The organism is Leifsonia araucanica, assembly GCF_051161895.1.
Classification (GTDB): Bacteria; Actinomycetota; Actinomycetes; order Actinomycetales; family Microbacteriaceae; genus Leifsonia.
On record NZ_JBMBTW010000002.1, the window covers coordinates 2,743,427 to 2,759,049 of the forward strand.

Sequence of the window (15,623 nt, forward strand, 5' to 3'; positions counted from 1 at the left end):
GCGGGGACTCCGTGATGCACCGGCTCACCCGAGACCAGGCCCGCCGCATCGCCGTGCAGGCGCAGCTGCTGGACGCCGATCGCCCTGACGATGTCGTCGGGATCGCCGAGCAGCTCGGTGCCATCAAGATCGACCCGACGGCCACCATCGCGCCGGCGGAGCACACCATCCTCTGGTCGCGGATCGGCTCCGCGTACGACGGAGGCCAGCTTGCGAAGGCCGTCGAATCGGATCGGCTACTGTTCGAGTTCGACGGAGCCTTCCGTCCGGTGAGCCTGCTTCCGCTGATGCTGCCGGCCATGCGGCGCTGGCCGCGCAGGGAGAGCAGCCGCCAGTGGCTGGAGGCCAACGACCGTTTCCGGACCGACGTCCTCGCGCGATTGCGGGCCGAAGGTCCGCTGCTGGCCAGCGAGATCCCGGACACCGCCGACGTCGCCCGTCCGCCCGACGGCTGGTCGGGGTCCAACCAGGTCGTGCACATGCTCGACTTCCTTCAGCGGCAGGGCGAGGTCGCCGTTGCGGGACGGAAGGGTCGCCATCGACGCTGGGATCTGGCCGAACGCGTCTACCCGTCCGATCTGCCGGAGTTCGACGACGATGAGGCCGAACGGCTACTGAACGAGCGCAGGCTCCAGGCGGCCGGCATCGCCAAGCAGCGATCCCCCTGGACCCCCGTCGGGGAGGCCGGCGAGCCGGCGATGATCGACGGGATGCGCCAGAAATGGCGCGTCGACCCCGAGGCGCTCGCAGCGCTCGAGGATGACGAAGGCGGCCGCGCCGCGTTCCTCAGCCCGTACGACGGCATGCTCTTCGATCGCCCCCGGCTGCGCGAGATTTTCGAGTTCGACTACGTGCTCGAACAGTTCAAGCCGAAGCCGCAGCGAAAGTACGGATACTTCGCCCACCCGATCCTGTTGGGCGACCGGTTCGTGGGAATGCTCGACGCCGAAATCGACCCCGAGCACGACGAACTGAGAGTCACAGCCGTTCACGAGTTCGAGCCATTCGACGAAGACGAACACGCCGCTGTCCACTCAGAGATCGCTGACCTGGGGAGGTGGCTGGGCGTCGACGTGCCGGAATGGTGACGCCCGCTGCCCGGACAAGCCAGAAGGGCCCCGGCGTGTCGCCGGAGGCCCTCTGGCGTGAGACGCTGCGCGTCCCGACGCACTACCGCTTCAGGTTGGTGAGCTCCTGGAGCACCTCGTCCGAGGTGGTGATGATGCGGGCGTTCGCCTGGAAGCCGCGCTGGGCGACGATCAGGTTGGTGAACTCCTGGGACAGGTCGACGTTGGACATTTCGAGGGAGCCGCCCTGGATGGAGCCGAGGCCGGCGTCGCCGGGGCCGCCGAGCTGCGGGTTGCCGGAGTTGACGGAGGCGCGGTAGCCGGAGCCGCCCGCCTTCTCGAGGCCGCCCGGGTTGACGAAGGTGGCCAGGGCGATGCGGCCGACCGCCTGCTTGTCGCCGTTGGAGAACAGGCCGATGAGGGTGCCGTCCTGGGAGAGGCTGAACGATTCGAGCGTTCCGGCCTGGCGGCCGTTCTGCTCCTTGAACGCCACCGTGGTGAGGTCGGCATATCCGGTGACGGCGCTGAGGTCGACCGCGACGCCGCCGACCGTGATGCTGCCCGGGCCGGTGAGCACGCCGTTGTTGAAGGCGAGCGTGCTGGTGCCGGTGGCCGTGCCGTCGGTGCCTGCCACGTTCCAGCCTGCGCCGGTCTTGGTGAAGGTGAGCGACAGGGTGCGGGCGACGCCGGTGGAGTCGTAGACCTTCACGTCGCGGACGAGCTGGTCGCCGAGCGCTGCGCCGGACGGCAGGTTGCCGGTGACGGTGCCCGTCGTGGTGGCGGAGGCGGGGGCGACGGCCTTCAGGGGGATGGTTACGTCGCCGAGCGCGCCGCCCTGCTGGATGACGCCGTTGACCGCGTTCCAGCCCTGCAGGATCGCGCCGCCCGGGCCGACCAGGCGACCCTGCGCATCCGGGTCGAACGAGCCTGCGCGGGTGTAGAGGGTCTCGCCGCCGACCTTGGTGACGAAGAAGCCGTCGCCGTTGATCATCATGTCGGTGGCGCGGCCGGTCGCCTGCGCAGCGCCCTGGGTGAAGTTGGTGGAGATGCCGGCGACGAGCACACCGAGGCCGATCTGGGCCGGGTTGGTGCCGCCGGCCGCGCCCTGGCCGCCGCCGGCGCCGCGCACCAGCTGGGAGAGGGTGTCCTCGAACTGCACGGCGGACGCCTTGAAGCCCGTGGTGTTGACGTTGGCGATGTTGTTGCCGGTCACATCCAGCATGGTCTGGTGCGAGCGGAGGCCGGAGATTCCGGAGTAGAGGGAACGGAGCACGATGCTGCCTTTCTGTGAGGTTCGGTGATGTCAGGCGGTCGGCGCGGGGTCAGGGGTGGGGGTGACCACACCGGAGATCGCGTCGAGGTTGATCTTCTGGTCGCCGACCGTGACGACAGGGACGGACCCCGCGTACGAGACGGACGAGGCGACGCCGGTCTTGGTGGCGCCGTCCTTGTCGAGGTAGCTGACGGTGTGCCCGACGAGGGCGGCCGCCGCTGTGCGCATCTGCAGGGCGAAGCCCTCCTGGCTGGTGGTGTCCAGGTTGGTGAGCTTCTCCATCGTCGCGAGCTGCGTGGTCTGGGAGATCATCTGGTTGGTGTCCATCGGCGAGCTCGGGTCCTGGTTGCGCAACTGGGTGACCAGCAGCTGCATGAACGCCTCACTGTCGAGAGACTGCTTGGGCTGCCTGGTGGGCAGCGTGGAGTAGATGCCGCCTGTGGCGGCGGTGTCGTTCGCTCCGGTGACGGGGTCGACGGCCACGGTGGCTCCCTTCTGTTGTGAGGCTGGTTGGGTCGGTCGGTCGGTGGGTGTCAGACGACGAGGTCGATGGTGTGACCTGCGCCGCCGTAACGTGCAGTCCGCTGCTGCTCGGGGGTCCTGTCTGCGGCGGTGCCGGCTTGCTCCGCCCGGGATGCGGTGAGGGCGTTCCCCTGCCGGTCCGCCGCTCCGCCGCGCTGGTCCTCGGTCTGTGGCTGGTTCTGGCTGGACAGGTCGAGGCTGCCGGAGAGCCCTGCTCCGCTGAGGTCGCGCCGCAGGTCGGGCAGGATGGCGCGCAGTGCGTCACGGCCGCCATCGGTCGGGGCGAACAACTCGACGCGCACACCCTCCGCACCGACGTGAGCCCGGACCGTGACAGGCCCGAGCGTGTCCGGCGTAACGTGCACGGTCATCACGTGGTCGCCCCGGCCCGCGGACGCGAGGGTGAAGATCGGACGCGAGAGCTGCTGCGGGAGCGCAGGGGGTGCTGCGGGTGCGGAGGTGGGGGTGGAGGTGGGTGCTGAGGCGGAGGTGGCGACGGGAGCAGCGGTGGCGGCGGGCGCGGCCAGTGCTGTGGGGGCGGCGACGGCGGTGGATGCAGTCGGTGCGGCGGGCGCGGACGGTGCGTCGTCGGCGGTGCGGGGTGAGGGGGTCGCGGTGGCAGCGGTGAGGGTAGCGGCCGTTGCGGTGACCGCTGTGGTTGCGGAGGCCGTGGTTGCGGCAGTCGCGGAGGCGGCGGCCATCGCGGAGGCGGCCGTTGGGGCGGTGGCCGTTGCGGTGGCCGTTGCGGCGGCGGCTGCGGTCGCGGTCGCGGCGGGGACGGCTGGCGCGGGCGCGGCAGTGGCAGCAGCATCGGCATCGGCGGAAGCGGCGGACGCTGCCGAAGCAGTGCCGGAGAGTGCTGTGCCCGAACCTGCGTCAACGGCCACCGCGCCCACAGCTGCACCGACCGCTGTCGACGCCGAGCTCGTGGCGGTGGCAGCGCCAGCCGCCGGAGCAGCCGGACCGGAAACTGTGCCCGCCGCGACACCTGTTGCCGACGAAGGCACGCCAGCAGCGGCGCCGGTGACATTCGGCGTTGTCGGAATGCGGGAGTCGGTGGTGTTCTTGCCCCTCCCGCCAGAGTTCCCCGACGCCGCGGCGGCGGCAAGCGCCTCCGGTGTCCCGGCTGTCGCCGTCGCAGCAGTAGCGTCGGCTGCGGCGACGAGCGCATCGGCGACGGCATCGCCTGCAACGCTCGCTCCGGCGGTTGCAGCAGACTGCTGAGAACCGGCACCCCCAGCGGCAGCGGTGGCTGCAGCAGAGCCGGGCGCGGAACCGGCGGCACTGGAAACGCCCACATCCCCACGCGCTACAGGAGCTGCCGCGTCCACCGGCTTCGCCGAAGCACCCGCATCCGCACCCGCGGCCTTCTCTGCGCCGCTCTTGACCGCCTTGCGGGGCCGCGCGTCGGACGACGACGGCTCGTCGCGCGATGCCGGGCGCGCATCCCGTGCATCCCGTGGGTTGGTGTTCGTGGGAGCAGCACCGGCGAGGAACTGCTGGAACGCGTCTCCTCCCGTACCGGGCTTGCGCGCGGCGGCCGGGGCGGACGGTGACGTGGTCACCGGAGCGATGGTCGGGCTCATTCTGCGCCTCCGCCGAGCATCGAGGAGATGCGCGCCTGCAGCTGGGCCGCCTGCGCCGCGGCAGACGGAACGGAGGAGGACTGCCCTGCCAGCCCGGAGACGCCGGAAAGGGCGGAGAGCCCGGAAAGTCCAGACAACCCGGAAAGACCAGACAACCCAGAAAGACCAGACAACCCGGAAAGACCAGACAGCCCAGAAAGACCGCCGACCCCGCCCATCCCGCTCGCGTTGAACATCGCGGGCGCGCTCGCCAGCGCCGTGCTCGCCTCGGGCACCACGCGGCGGATGGTCACGATGTCGGAGTCGTCCATCCAGTTGTCGACCAGGCTCACGTTGCGGCCTTCGCTCGGTGCGTGGATGACTTTGCCGTCTCCCGCGTAGATGACGATGTGGTCGCCGCCGTTGGTCACGATCAGGTCGCCCGGCTTGGCCTGGGCGAGCGACGGCACCTCCGTGCCGAGCGTCGACTGGCCGGAGACCAGGCGGGGGACGTCGATGCCGAGGTCTTTGAACACGCGCTGCACCAGGCCGGAGCAGTCGAGGCCGCTCGACGTCGTCCCGCCGAAGACGTACGGGACGCCGAGATACTTCTTGGCGTCGGCCACCACGTCGGCGCCGGTCACGGACCCTCCGCCGGCCGTCCCGCCCACGGCGGACGTCTCGCCCACCGCTCCGGCGAGCGCGTTGGCGAAGTCGGTCGCCGATGCTGCGGAGGCTGCGGACGCCTTGCCCGTCGAGGTCGCCGTCGGCTGGTCGATCTGCACCAGGGTCGCCTGGATCTGGGCGATCCTCGCGAGTGCGTCGGTGACTGTCATGCGTCGTTCCCTTCCCGTTCGCGCACCCAGGCGCCGGTGGCGATCTCGTCGATGGCTGCCTGTTCTGCGCTGAGTTCTCCGGCGAGCACGCTCGCGTTGTGCCGTGCTTCGAGCTTTTCCAGACCGACCGCGCGTGCTTTCGCCTCGCCGAACGCCGTCTGCGCCTCCGCGACCTCTGCGTCGGCCTGGTCGGCGAGCGCTGCGAGGTCGGCGAGCATACTGCGACTGGATGCGCGGGCGGCGGCCATCGCGAACAGCGTGCTCGCATCCGTCGCCTCGACGGGCACGGCGTGAAGGGCGGCGATGGCTCGGGCCTGCCGCTCCCCCGCATCCCGCCGGAAGGCGTTGGCCGCTGCGAGGTCGCTCGCCGCGTGGTCTTTCTCGATCTGCCGCAGCCGCAGCAGTCCGGCCAGTTGGAACGCCCGTGCCATCAGACACCTCCGAGCTGGTTCACCAGGATGCCGAGGCGCTGCCAGGCTTCGGCGGGGTCGGCGCTTTCGCCGAGGTTCTGGCGCAGGAAGGCGTTGATGGCGTCTTCGTGCGCGACGGCCGCATCCACTCGGGGGTTGGTGCCCGTCTTGTACGCGCCGACGTCGAGGAGGTCCTGGGCCGCGACCTTGGCGGCGAGGATGCTGCGCAGTGCGACGGCGGCTGCGCGCTGCTCCGGCGTCGTGACGCGGGAGGCGAGGCGAGAGATGGAGCCGAGAACGTCGACGGAGGGGAAGTGGCCGACGACGGCGAGGCGGCGGTCCATCACGACGTGTCCGTCGAGGATCGAGCGGGCGGCGTCTGCGATGGGCTCGTTGTGGTCGTCTCCGTCGACGAGCACGGTGTAAAGCCCGGTGATCGAGCCGACCTCGCCGGTGCCTGCGCGTTCGAGGAGCTGGGCCAGCAGGGAGAACGTCGACGGCGGGTATCCGCGGGTGGCGGGCGGTTCGCCCACCGAGAGGCCGATCTCGCGCTGCGCCATCGCGACACGGGTCAGCGAGTCCATCATCAGCACCACGTGTGCGCCTGCGTCGCGGAACGACTCGGCGATGCGGGTCGCGGTGAACGCCGCGCGGAGGCGCATGACGGCGGGCTCGTCGGAGGTCGCGACCACGACGATCGAGCGGGCGAGCCCCTCCGGCCCGAGGTCGTCTTCGAGGAACTCGCGCACCTCACGGCCGCGCTCCCCCACCAGCGCGATCACCGAGATCTCCGCCTCCGTGCCGCGCGCGATCATCGACAGCAGCGACGACTTCCCCACACCGGATCCGGCGAACAGGCCGAGCCGCTGCCCGCGCCCGACCGTGACGAGCGTGTCCAGCACGCGCACCCCCAGGCCGAGCGGGCTCTGGATGCGCGCCCTGCGCATGGCCTCCGGCGCACGGTTGTCGATGGGGACGAACCCGTCCGGCTCGATCGGGCCCTTGCCGTCCACAGGGCGGCCGAGGGAGTCGATGACGCGGCCGAGCATCCCGCGCCCGGTCGGCACGAGCAGCGGAGCGCCGAGCGCACGGACGGGAGCACCAGCCCCGATGCCGGTCAGCCTGCCGAACGGCATCACCCGGATGCGTTCGGCCGAGGTCGCGACGACCTCCGCGTGAACGCCGGGCCGCTCCCCCACCACGACGACGTCGCCGATAGCGGCGGGAACGCCTTCCACCTCTGCGCCGAGGCCGACGATGCCGACGACGCGGCCCACCTTCTCGACGCGCGCGGCGCGCACGGCGTCGGCGATGCGCGGAAGGGTCGCGGTGTCCGGGGCTGCGCTCATCCCAGCGCCTCCCGTGCACGGTCGAGCGCCGAGTGGATGCGCGCATCCAGCCAGCCGTCGGGCAGCTCGCCCACCGCATCCCCCGGCGCCAGTGCCGGATCGGCCACGAGCCGCACGGCGTCGCCGGCGGCCCCTGCGCCGATGGCGGCCAGGTCGTCCGGGTTCAGCCGTACGACGGCGACCGCCCCTGCGACGTCTCCGCCGAGCACGCGCGCCACGGCGGCGCGCGCTGCGGCCGTGCGGTCGGTCAACGCATCCCCCACCACGGCCTCAGCCAGGTGGAAAGCGGCGTTGACCAGGGATTCCTCTGCTTCGGCGAGCACGGGCACCGTGGCCTCGCGCAGCTCGATCGCCGCATTCCGCAGTGCGGAAGCAAGCACCGCGAGCCGTTCCGCCGCCGCCGCATCGTCCGCCGCACGCTCGGCGTCGGCCGCCGCGCGCCACGCCCGCTGTTCCTCCGCCGCCGCCCGCAGGCCGTCCGCGTACCCGGCGGCGTACCCGCGCGAGCGAGCGACGCCGGCCTGTGCGACGGCTTCGGCGGTCTCCGCGATCACAGGGATGGCGACGGGGGCGAACACGGCGTCATTCGACATACGCGTCCTCGTCGTTCCGCTGCACGGTGATCGCGCCCGTGGCCTCCAGGTCGCGGATCGCGCGCACGATCTCGGCGCGGGCGTCCTCCACCTGCGAGAGGCGCACAGGGCCGAGCACGCGGATCTCGTCCGCGAGGATCTCCCTGTTGCGCTCGGACAGGTTGGTCGTGATGGTCTCGATGACCTGCTCGGTCGCGCCCTTCATCGCCACGGCCAGCATGGCTGCATCGATGCCGCGCAGCACCTGCTGCACGTCGCGGTCCTCCAGCTTGACGATGTCGGCGAAGGTGAGCATCCGGGAGCGGACCTCTTCCGCCAGCTCGGGGTTGCGGCGTTCGAGGGCTTCGAGCAGCGCCTTCTCCGTGCTCGCGTCCGCACGGTTGATGATGTCGACGAGCGGCTGCACTCCCCCGACCACGTCGGACGAGTCGCGCGAGCCGACGACGGCCCCCGCGCGCTGCTTGAGCGTGTCTGCGACGACGCGGACCGCATCCGGGCTGGCGCTGCCCATCGTGGCGATGGCGTGCGCGACATCCGCGCGAGCCGTCTCGTCGAGTCCCGCGAGGATGCGGGATGCGTGGTCGGGGCGCAGGTGGGCCAGCACCAGCGCGCTGGTCTGCGGGAGTTCGCCGTTGAGCAGCATCTGCACCTGGCCGGGCTCGACGGCATCCAGGAACTCGAACTGCTTGCCGGCCATGCTCGACGCGACGCGGTTGAGCACGCCGGTGGCCTTCTCGGCGCCGAACGACGCTTCGAGGAGCCCGACCGCGATGTCCCTGCCGCCGCGGGTGCTCATCCCGCCGCGCACGGTGAGGTCGTGGAACTCGCTGATCGCCTTCTCGGCGATGGCGGGGTCGACCCTGCGCAGACGCAGGATCTCCGCGGTGATCTCGTCTGCCTCCTCCTCGGAGAACTGCTTCATCACCTGCGCCGCACGCTGCTGATCCATGTTCATCAGCACGATGGCGGCTTTCTGCGCCCCGCTCAGCGGCGCCTTGAGCTCGTTCATACGCCCTGCCGTTCATCCATCAGGCTGCGCAGGAACTCGGCCGTCTTCTGCGGGTCGCGTTCGGCGAGCGCCTCGATCTCGGCGCGGCGGCGCTCGGCCTCCAGCTCGGGAGCGGTCGGGTCCGGCACGGGGTCGAGCTGCATGGGAACGGTGGGCGGCGCCTGTTCGAGGGCGATCGGGAACGCGGCGGCGTCCAGCTCGACGGTGTCGGTGCCCTCGATGGATGCGTTCTCCTCCGCGCGTTTGCGGCTGCGGCGGAAGAGCGCGAACGCGATGATGATCGCTGCGACGATGGCGGCGCCGATGATCGACGAGCGGATGATGCCGGTGAGCTGGTCCGCTGCGGCTGCGTCCTTCGCCTCCTGGATCGCCTTGGCGGCCTCGGTGGCGCTCGCCTTGCTGAAGTTGACCATCTCCACGCTCACCGAGTCGCCGCGGGCCACGTCGATCCCCGCTGCGGCGTTGACGAGGTTGCGGATCTCGTTCGTACTCACGTCGCCGCCGACCGCATCCTTGTTGAGGGCGACGGAGACGGTCTGCTTGTTCACGGCTCCTGCCGGGATGGTGCGCTGCTCGGTGACCTTGTCGACCGCGTTGTCCTTGGTGCTCGACTGCGAGTTGAACGTGCCGTTGCCGTTGGCCCCGTTGGGCACGGCGATGTTGTCCGGGCCGAGCACGCCCGCCGCTCCTCCCCCGGAACCGGTGTACGTCTCGGACTGCGTGGTCTCACTGAGCGACGGGGCGTTCGTCGGAGTCGTGTACGTCTCCTCCGTGCGCTGCGCGGACTCCGTACTCACGTCCGCTGCGACGGCGACCGTGGCGTTGCCCGGGCCGACGACCTTGTCCAGCATCGCCTGCACGGCCGTCTTCACGCGGGTCTCGTAGTCGCTGGCCTGCTTGTCCGCTCCCCCGACCGCACCGGTGCCGACCGCACTGAGCACGGTCCCGGATGCGTCGATGACGGCCACATCGGTCGGCTGCATGCCGGTGATGGCCGCGCTGGTGAGGTGCACGATCGCCTGCACCTGGTCGGCGGAGAGCGTCACGCCGTTCTGGGTCTCCACGAAGACGGAGGCCGTCGGGTCCTTCTTCTCGGACACGAACACCGTGTCCTCGGGGATCGCCAGGCGGACGGATGCGGTCTTGACGCCCTTCATGGCGCTGATCGTCGAGCCGAGCTCGCCTTCCATCGCGCGCTTGTACGTGACGGACTGCTGGAACTCCGACGAGGTCACGCCCATCTTGTCGAGCAGCGAGTATCCGCCGGTCGTCGCCGTCGGCAGTCCGGCGGACGCGGCCTTGAGGCGCTCGTCGTAGACCTTCTGCTGCGGCACGAGGATCGTGCCTCCACCGTCGGTGAGCTGGTATGGGACGCCGTCGGTGCGGAGCTGGTCGACGATGCTGGACGCATCCGTCGCCTGCAGCCCGGAGAACAGCGGGGTGTACGCGGGCTGGGACGCCCACATCGCCAGCCCGGTGACGCCGAGCGCGACCACGGCGACGCCGATGATGGCGATGACGCGCTGCGCGATCGAGAACCCGCGGATCGTGTCGCCGATCCGCCGGAAGAAGCTCGTGACCTGCTGGGGCATCAGGCCTGCATCCGCATGATCTCGTTGAACGCATCCACGGCCTTGTTGCGGACGCCGGCGACGAGTTCGAGGGTGACCTGGGCACGCGACGACGCGATGGTGGCGTCGTGGATGTCGGTGAGGTCGCCGGTGACGGCCTTGATGGCGAGGTTGTCGCTGGTGCCCTGCAGCTGCTGCAGGTTGTCGATGGCGCCGGTGAGCGAGTTCCCGAACGCCGCTCCCCCGGTGCCGGTGGCTCCGGATGCGGCGGACAACGCACTGGTGGCGCCGGTGGTGTCGATGGCGCTGACGGCGCCGATGGCGGGAATGGGCATCAGTTGCGTCCGATCTCGAGGGCTGCCTGGTACGACTCTTTGGCGCGGTCGACGACGGCCGCGTTGGCCTGGTAGCCGCGCTGCGCCATGATGAGGGCGCCCATCTGCGACGACAGGTCGATGTCCGGGTATCGCACGTAGCCGTTCTCGTCGGCGACGGGGTTGTCCGGTTCGTAGACCATCCGCCCCTCGGCGCTGCCGTATGCGGCACCCGCGACGTACACGCCGGTGGTGCCTTCGCCCTCCTGGGCGACCACGTAGCGCGCTTGGAAGGCGGCCCCGTCGGTCGGTTTCGCCGTGTTGATGTTGGCGAGGTTGTCGGAGATGGCGTCGAGCCACTTGCGGTGCAGGGTCAGTCCCGTGCCCGCGATGCCGATCGCGTCGAATGTCATCAGCTGGTCCTCAGTGCCGCTCGGATGGACGAGAACTGGCCGCCGGCCGCCTGCGAGGCGAACTGGAAGCGCAGCACGGTGTCCACGTTGGACAGGGTCTCTGTGTCGAGGTTGACGTTGTTGCCGTCTGTCCTGGTCGGCTCGAGCGAGCGGGCGACAGTGGATGCGGCGTGCCCGTCCCCGTGCGCGACGGACCGCGCGAGGGCATCCTCGAACGACACGCGCTCAGCGGTGTATCCGGGCGTGTTGACGTTGGCGATGTTGTTGGCGATAGCGCGCTGGCGGGCGGCGAGGCCGTCGAGGGCACTCGCGAGCGCGGCACTGGTCACGGATTCGAGCACAGCTGCATCCCATCGGAGATTCGTCTGGTGTGGCGGCCGATCCGTGGCCTGATCTACGAGCTGTCCGTGCTCACTCTCTGCTATCGGCAGGGCTCTCGCGAACGTTAGCTGCTTTGTGAAAATCGGCCTGTGGAAAGGGCTCTGTAACCGTCTTCGTGCACAGGTTCATCCACAGCTCTGCACAGAGGTGGAATTACACGGTGGTAGTTTCGAAGTCCTGTTCGAAACTGAGTGATGGCGTTCAGAAAGCCTGATCAGAAGCGATTTTGAACCTTGAGAACCTCTGAGAGTCCACACATCTCGCGCGTGTCCTCCACACGTTTCCGTACCTCATCCACCTGTTTTGCACAGAGTTATCCACAGGCTTTCAACCAGGCACGCATCGCGCGTCGATTGGGATACCAATCTCGAGTTCAGCGTCGATTAATATATTTAATATACGTGATGTTACGTTCTCCCTGCTGGGCGGAGTTGCTCAGCAGAAAGAGATGTAAAATGAATAATCTGACGCGTAGATTCGTGACATTGGTCGGTTCACTGGCGGTCCTCGGCGGACTTGCCGTGGCTGCCGCACCTGCCGCGAGCGCTGCACCGTCGTGCAGCGGGGTGAATTACAACGGCAGCATCGCCTCAACGAGTTGCAGCGGAAGCGGCGAATTCCGTCTGGGCGTCACCTGCTACGCGGCGTGGCCGTGGGAGTCGACGTGGACGAAATACAGCGGATGGATGAAGGCCCCGCTCAGCGGCGCCCTCGCCGCTTCGTGCAACCTCACGACCAACAACGCGAAGTGGTTCGTCGAACGCCGCTAACCACCGATCAACGACAAGGAGCGCATCATCAGCAAGCAATCGCACACATACGGTGGTGCGCTCTTCGTCGTACTCGGGCTTGTGGGCTTGGCCGCGTCCTTCGCGCTCGTGCTCGAGAAGCTCAAGCATCTTGAATCGCCGACCGCACAACTCACCTGCAGCGTGAACCCCTTCATCACCTGCGCGCCGGCGATGGACTCGTGGCAGGGGGCACTGCTCGGCTTCCCCAACCCGCTCATCGGCGTGGTGTGTTTCGTGGCGCCGATCGTGGTCGGCGTCAGCCTTGTGAGCGGAGCCCGGTTCCCACGATGGTTCGTTCTCGCGTTCTTCGTCGGCGTGTGCCTGGGGATGGGATTCATCGTGTGGTTGATGGTGCAGACGGTGTCGTCCATCGGCGCGCTGTGCCCGTACTGCCTCGTGGTCTGGGCCGCGATGATTCCACTGACACTCGCGGCAGCGTCGTGGGCTGCCTCCAGCGGCGCCCTCGGCGGCGCGGCAGTCCGGTCCGCCGGCGGAGCAGTGCTGCGGGTATGGCTGTGGCCCATCGCTCTCCTCTGCTATTCGGTCGTCTTCCTCGTGTTGCTCGCGAACTTCCCGCTTCTCTGGCCCTTCCTCACCAGCCTGTGACAGACATAACGAAGGAAACACGATGACAGACCTTCACCCGAGAATTCCGAAGCGGGATCGACGCGATGCGGCTCGGATCGCTGCGCGCGCTCTCCGTGAAGAGGAACGTCGCCGCTCCAAGCGGAGGCGGCTGTTCGCAATCGGCGGGGGAGCGGTCGGCATCGTTGCCATTGGGCTCGCAGTCACGATGGGGATCATGGCGGCCATCCAACCTCCACCTGCACCGCGGAACACTCAATCGGGAGCGATCGTCATCGGCGACACCACGAGCGGTGCGCCGCGTGTTGCGATCTACCAGGACTACCTCTGCCCCCACTGCGGCACCTTCGAGTCCACGAACGGACAGCAGCTGGCCTCCCGCGTCGCTGCAGGAACGGCGACGCTCGAAGTCCACCCGTTGGCCATTCTCACGACCATGTCCTCAGGCACTAAGTACTCCCTCCGGGCAGCGAACGCAGCGGCATGCGTGGCCGACCACGCGCCCGCGTCCTTCCTGGACTTCAACCAAGCTCTCTTCGCGCATCAACCGGCAGAGAACACCCCGGGACTCACCGACGCGGAGATCAAAGGCCTGCTTCCTGCGTCCATCACCGGGTCCGGCGTCGTGAACTGCATCGACGACGGCACGTTCAACAGGTGGGTACAGTCCGAAACCAATCGCGCCACGACATCACCCGTTCCTGGAACGGATCTCAAGCGCATTGTGTCCACCCCGACGGTCCTCATCGACGGCACGCTCTTCAGCGGTGACATCAGTGACCCCGCAGCACTCGCCGCGCACTTCGGAGACGCGGACCGCTAGCCGATCAAATCGAAGTACACCGGATGCGGCCCCACCTCGGCCGACGGCACCGAGCGCACCGCGGCCAGGTGCTTCGCCGTCGTCTGGCGCACGTCTTCCAGGTAGCGGATGGTGTGCATCTGCGCTTCCAGGATGCGCGCCGCGCGTTCCATCAGTTCCGGCGGGATCGGGCCGAGGGCGATGGGTGGGCGCCAGGGCACCGGGTCGATCGTGGCGAGTGCGCCTTGGAGGTCGTGCTCCATCTGGGTGAGCGCGTCCTCCCAGCCGGTGGGGGAGTGGGCGTCGTCTTCTTCCCACTGGGCGAAGTCGTCAGGCTGTGCCAAGGGTGCCGCCCGTCTCCGAGGGGAGGAGTGCCGCGGCTTCGTGCCAGGTCTGGCGGAGCGGCTCGATGAGGTCGATGGCTTCGCGGATCTTGTCCGGGTCGCGTTCGATGTTGCCGAAGACGATCAGGTCGGCCACGTAGGTGTAGAGCTGCAGGAGGCCGTCTGCGCCGTCCCAGGCGTCGAGGCGGAGAGAGGAGGCGAGTTCGGCGACGATCTGGTCGGCGTGGCGCAGGTTCTCCCAGGCCACCGGCCAGTTGCCGTCGCGCTGTGCGGTCTCCGCGCGGGTCAGGTCGAGGACCAGCCGGTCGTAGAGCATCGTCAGGAGGCGGACGGGGGAGGCGGAGAGGATCGCATCCCTGTTGTACGCGTTGAGTTTGGCGGCCGTGCCGCTCAGGAGGCTCACGAGGAACTCGATGAGAGCGAGGCGAGCTGGCCGGTCAGCCATGATGATTGCGATTGCAGCTGCTGCAACTGCACTTCGAGGTTCGCGTAGGTCTTCTCCAGGGTCGAGCGGCGGTCGGCCAGCCTGGAATCCCAGTCGGTGATCTGGTCGTTGAGGCCCTTCACCGTTTTCTGTTCGCCGGCGATCTTGGTGGTGATCGTGCCGTCGTACTTGTCGCTGGTGGCCGTTGCGGCGTCGGCGACGCGGCCGGCGATCGTCTGGACGACCGCCTTCACCTTCTCCGGGTCGGCCGCGAGCGCGGCGCCGAAGACGTCCTTATCGAAGGTGAGGGTGCCGTCACGGGTGATGTTGATGCCGTATTTGGAGGGCGAGACGCCGTCGATGGGGGCGGATGCGGCGGTCAGCAGTTTCTGGTTCGCATCCCGGACCGTCGAGTCGCCGGTGAACGCTCCCGCCGTGACGACCGTGCCGCCCGTCGCGTTGGTGGTGGTGGACACCGCCTGCTTCGAGCTGACGTAGCCGAAGATGTCGTTCAGGCTGCTGACCAGGGTGTTCGCCAGGTCGGTGATCGACTTGTCGTCGCGGGCGACGGTCAGCGTGACGGGGGTGGTGGATGCTGCGCTCACGGTGATCGAGACGCCGGGGAGCACGTCGGCGAACGAGTTGGTGCTGGAGGTGACGACCTGCGCGGCGCCGGTGCCGCTCCACAGGGTCAGCTGCGCATCCTGGGCTGCACGCACCTGGGCCGCGCCCGGCTCCGTGAGCAGGTTGGTGGCGGTTCCCGCCGTGACGTCGGCCGGGGTTCCGCGATAGGCGGTGAACGCTCCGGTGGAGCCGGTGGCGGTGGAGCTGAGCTGCAGGCGGTACGTCTGCGCGCCGCTGACCGGATCGAGGCCGGCGGAGACGCGGGTGGCACTGACGCCGACGCCCGCCTTGTTGATCGCTGCTGCGACATCGGCGAGGGATGAGCTCGCCGCGGTGACCTGCTTGGTCGTGCCGTCTGCTGCGACGAAGGTGAGCACGGGCGGCTCGTCCGGCCACTGGGTGAGGGGGCCGGTGACGATCACCTGGGACTGGGCGACCTTGTCCACCGTGAAGTCGATGGTGCCGTCGACGGCGCCGACTCCGGCGGTGACGGTGACGGCTGTGGAACTGCTTGTCGCGATGTGCAGGTCTGTTCCTGCCGGCTTCGACGCCTTCGTCGCGGCGTCCGCGAGCGCGGCGACCTTGGTGTTGAGCGCCTGCATCGCGGTGATGTAGCTGGTGGAGTCGCTGACCTTGTTCTTCAGCAGGGTCTGCGGGATGGCTTCCGCCTGCATCAGCTGGTCGATGAGGTCGGTGGTCTTCAGACCACTGATCAGCCCGTCGATGGCCAAGCCCATGAGCGTCTCCCTT

Annotated in this window: 19 protein-coding genes; 4 read left to right on the top strand and 15 right to left on the bottom strand. The window is 69.0% G+C overall.

Translation table 11 applies throughout. The annotated features are described in order from the left end of the window. Nucleotides 1–14 precede the first annotated feature (14 nt). Nucleotides 15–1,088: a DNA glycosylase AlkZ-like family protein gene (locus ACN6M5_RS13220; RefSeq protein ID WP_434950517.1), complete on the top strand. Its 1,074-nt coding sequence runs from the start codon at nucleotides 15–17 to the stop codon at nucleotides 1,086–1,088. A gap of 82 nt (nucleotides 1,089–1,170) precedes the next feature. Here the strand turns inward: ACN6M5_RS13220 and ACN6M5_RS13225 are convergent, their stop codons facing one another. Genes ACN6M5_RS13225 through ACN6M5_RS13280 form a run of 12 tightly spaced genes read right to left on the bottom strand, consistent with a single transcriptional unit; the run spans nucleotide 1,171 to nucleotide 11,263 of the window. Continuing rightward, on the bottom strand, nucleotides 1,171–2,340 hold the full coding sequence (locus tag ACN6M5_RS13225) for a flagellar hook protein FlgE (protein ID WP_085367382.1): 1,170 nt from the start codon (nucleotides 2,338–2,340) through the stop codon (nucleotides 1,171–1,173). A gap of 30 nt (nucleotides 2,341–2,370) precedes the next feature. Continuing rightward, nucleotides 2,371–2,823: a flagellar hook assembly protein FlgD gene (locus ACN6M5_RS13230; RefSeq protein ID WP_085367383.1), complete on the bottom strand. Its 453-nt coding sequence runs from the start codon at nucleotides 2,821–2,823 to the stop codon at nucleotides 2,371–2,373. Between the two features lie 50 nt (nucleotides 2,824–2,873). After that, nucleotides 2,874–4,448: a flagellar hook-length control protein FliK gene (locus ACN6M5_RS13235; RefSeq protein WP_434950520.1), complete on the bottom strand. Its 1,575-nt coding sequence runs from the start codon at nucleotides 4,446–4,448 to the stop codon at nucleotides 2,874–2,876. After that, nucleotides 4,445–5,263 carry a C40 family peptidase gene (locus ACN6M5_RS13240; protein WP_434950522.1) on the bottom strand — a complete coding sequence of 273 codons (819 nt, stop codon included), beginning with the start codon at nucleotides 5,261–5,263 and terminating at the stop codon, nucleotides 4,445–4,447. Before ACN6M5_RS13240 ends, ACN6M5_RS13235 begins: the two co-directional genes overlap by 4 nt. After that, nucleotides 5,260–5,694 (bottom strand): flagellar FliJ family protein, encoded by a 435-nt coding sequence (locus ACN6M5_RS13245; RefSeq protein ID WP_168690672.1) that lies wholly within the window; start codon nucleotides 5,692–5,694, stop codon nucleotides 5,260–5,262. The genes ACN6M5_RS13240 and ACN6M5_RS13245 overlap by 4 nt, the downstream gene beginning before the upstream one ends. After that, complete coding sequence (locus tag ACN6M5_RS13250) at nucleotides 5,694–7,022, bottom strand: FliI/YscN family ATPase (RefSeq protein WP_434950524.1); 1,329 nt, start codon at nucleotides 7,020–7,022, stop codon at nucleotides 5,694–5,696. The genes ACN6M5_RS13245 and ACN6M5_RS13250 overlap by 1 nt, the downstream gene beginning before the upstream one ends. Further along, nucleotides 7,019–7,615: a FliH/SctL family protein gene (locus tag ACN6M5_RS13255; RefSeq protein WP_434950526.1), complete on the bottom strand. Its 597-nt coding sequence runs from the start codon at nucleotides 7,613–7,615 to the stop codon at nucleotides 7,019–7,021. The genes ACN6M5_RS13250 and ACN6M5_RS13255 overlap by 4 nt, the downstream gene beginning before the upstream one ends. Continuing rightward, on the bottom strand, nucleotides 7,605–8,624 hold the full coding sequence (fliG, locus tag ACN6M5_RS13260; RefSeq protein ID WP_434950528.1) for a flagellar motor switch protein FliG: 1,020 nt from the start codon (nucleotides 8,622–8,624) through the stop codon (nucleotides 7,605–7,607). The genes ACN6M5_RS13255 and fliG overlap by 11 nt, the downstream gene beginning before the upstream one ends. Further along, entirely contained in the window at nucleotides 8,621–10,216 is a 1,596-nt protein-coding gene (gene fliF / locus ACN6M5_RS13265) for a flagellar basal-body MS-ring/collar protein FliF (protein WP_434950530.1), read from the bottom strand. Before fliF ends, fliG begins: the two co-directional genes overlap by 4 nt. Further along, nucleotides 10,216–10,530: a flagellar hook-basal body complex protein FliE gene (gene fliE, locus ACN6M5_RS13270; RefSeq protein ID WP_085367390.1), complete on the bottom strand. Its 315-nt coding sequence runs from the start codon at nucleotides 10,528–10,530 to the stop codon at nucleotides 10,216–10,218. Before fliE ends, fliF begins: the two co-directional genes overlap by 1 nt. Continuing rightward, on the bottom strand, nucleotides 10,530–10,922 hold the full coding sequence (locus ACN6M5_RS13275) for a flagellar basal body rod protein FlgC (protein WP_055897381.1): 393 nt from the start codon (nucleotides 10,920–10,922) through the stop codon (nucleotides 10,530–10,532). Before ACN6M5_RS13275 ends, fliE begins: the two co-directional genes overlap by 1 nt. Continuing rightward, nucleotides 10,922–11,263 (bottom strand): flagellar basal body rod protein FlgB, encoded by a 342-nt coding sequence (locus ACN6M5_RS13280; RefSeq protein ID WP_085367391.1) that lies wholly within the window; start codon nucleotides 11,261–11,263, stop codon nucleotides 10,922–10,924. Before ACN6M5_RS13280 ends, ACN6M5_RS13275 begins: the two co-directional genes overlap by 1 nt. Before the next feature lie 495 nt (nucleotides 11,264–11,758). On the opposite strand from ACN6M5_RS13280, the gene ACN6M5_RS13285 reads away from it, so the two are divergent. The 3 genes from ACN6M5_RS13285 to ACN6M5_RS13295 are packed head-to-tail and all read left to right on the top strand — an operon-like array spanning nucleotide 11,759 to nucleotide 13,502. Then, nucleotides 11,759–12,073: a hypothetical protein gene (locus ACN6M5_RS13285; protein WP_434950533.1), complete on the top strand. Its 315-nt coding sequence runs from the start codon at nucleotides 11,759–11,761 to the stop codon at nucleotides 12,071–12,073. Nucleotides 12,074–12,100: 27 nt separating this feature from the next. Then, nucleotides 12,101–12,700: a vitamin K epoxide reductase family protein gene (locus ACN6M5_RS13290; protein WP_434952396.1), complete on the top strand. Its 600-nt coding sequence runs from the start codon at nucleotides 12,101–12,103 to the stop codon at nucleotides 12,698–12,700. A gap of 22 nt (nucleotides 12,701–12,722) precedes the next feature. After that, on the top strand, nucleotides 12,723–13,502 hold the full coding sequence (locus ACN6M5_RS13295; RefSeq protein WP_434950535.1) for a DsbA family protein: 780 nt from the start codon (nucleotides 12,723–12,725) through the stop codon (nucleotides 13,500–13,502). On the opposite strand, the gene ACN6M5_RS13300 is transcribed toward ACN6M5_RS13295, so the two are convergent. From ACN6M5_RS13300 to fliD, 3 genes are read right to left on the bottom strand one after another with little or no spacing between them, the layout of a single operon-like run. Then, nucleotides 13,499–13,825 carry a hypothetical protein gene (locus tag ACN6M5_RS13300; RefSeq protein WP_085367397.1) on the bottom strand — a complete coding sequence of 109 codons (327 nt, stop codon included), beginning with the start codon at nucleotides 13,823–13,825 and terminating at the stop codon, nucleotides 13,499–13,501. The genes ACN6M5_RS13295 and ACN6M5_RS13300 overlap by 4 nt on opposite strands. Beyond that, a complete protein-coding gene (locus ACN6M5_RS13305) occupies nucleotides 13,812–14,228 on the bottom strand; it encodes a flagellar export chaperone FliS (RefSeq protein WP_085367398.1) in 417 nt (138 codons plus the stop codon). The genes ACN6M5_RS13300 and ACN6M5_RS13305 overlap by 14 nt, the downstream gene beginning before the upstream one ends. Further along, the gene (gene fliD, locus ACN6M5_RS13310; protein ID WP_434950538.1) at nucleotides 14,225–15,610 is read right to left on the bottom strand and encodes a flagellar filament capping protein FliD; all 1,386 of its coding nucleotides are present in this window, start codon (nucleotides 15,608–15,610) and stop codon (nucleotides 14,225–14,227) included. The genes ACN6M5_RS13305 and fliD overlap by 4 nt, the downstream gene beginning before the upstream one ends. Between the last annotated feature and the right edge of the window lie 13 nt (nucleotides 15,611–15,623).

Excerpts from the sequence above, each read along its gene's own strand:
- ACN6M5_RS13220 (WP_434950517.1), top strand. The coding sequence starts at position 15 with ATGCACCGGCTCACCCGAGACCAGGCCCGCCGCATCGCCGTGCAGGCG.
- ACN6M5_RS13235 (WP_434950520.1), bottom strand. The coding sequence starts at position 4,448 with ATGAGCCCGACCATCGCTCCGGTGACCACGTCACCGTCCGCCCCGGCC.
- ACN6M5_RS13240 (WP_434950522.1), bottom strand. The coding sequence starts at position 5,263 with ATGACAGTCACCGACGCACTCGCGAGGATCGCCCAGATCCAGGCGACC.
- ACN6M5_RS13245 (WP_168690672.1), bottom strand. The coding sequence starts at position 5,694 with ATGGCACGGGCGTTCCAACTGGCCGGACTGCTGCGGCTGCGGCAGATC.
- ACN6M5_RS13250 (WP_434950524.1), bottom strand. The coding sequence starts at position 7,022 with ATGAGCGCAGCCCCGGACACCGCGACCCTTCCGCGCATCGCCGACGCC.
- ACN6M5_RS13255 (WP_434950526.1), bottom strand. The coding sequence starts at position 7,615 with ATGTCGAATGACGCCGTGTTCGCCCCCGTCGCCATCCCTGTGATCGCG.
- fliG (WP_434950528.1), bottom strand. The coding sequence starts at position 8,624 with ATGAACGAGCTCAAGGCGCCGCTGAGCGGGGCGCAGAAAGCCGCCATC.
- fliF (WP_434950530.1), bottom strand. The coding sequence starts at position 10,216 with ATGCCCCAGCAGGTCACGAGCTTCTTCCGGCGGATCGGCGACACGATC.
- fliE (WP_085367390.1), bottom strand. The coding sequence starts at position 10,530 with ATGCCCATTCCCGCCATCGGCGCCGTCAGCGCCATCGACACCACCGGC.
- ACN6M5_RS13275 (WP_055897381.1), bottom strand. The coding sequence starts at position 10,922 with ATGACATTCGACGCGATCGGCATCGCGGGCACGGGACTGACCCTGCAC.
- ACN6M5_RS13285 (WP_434950533.1), top strand. The coding sequence starts at position 11,759 with ATGAATAATCTGACGCGTAGATTCGTGACATTGGTCGGTTCACTGGCG.
- ACN6M5_RS13295 (WP_434950535.1), top strand. The coding sequence starts at position 12,723 with ATGACAGACCTTCACCCGAGAATTCCGAAGCGGGATCGACGCGATGCG.
- fliD (WP_434950538.1), bottom strand. The coding sequence starts at position 15,610 with ATGGGCTTGGCCATCGACGGGCTGATCAGTGGTCTGAAGACCACCGAC.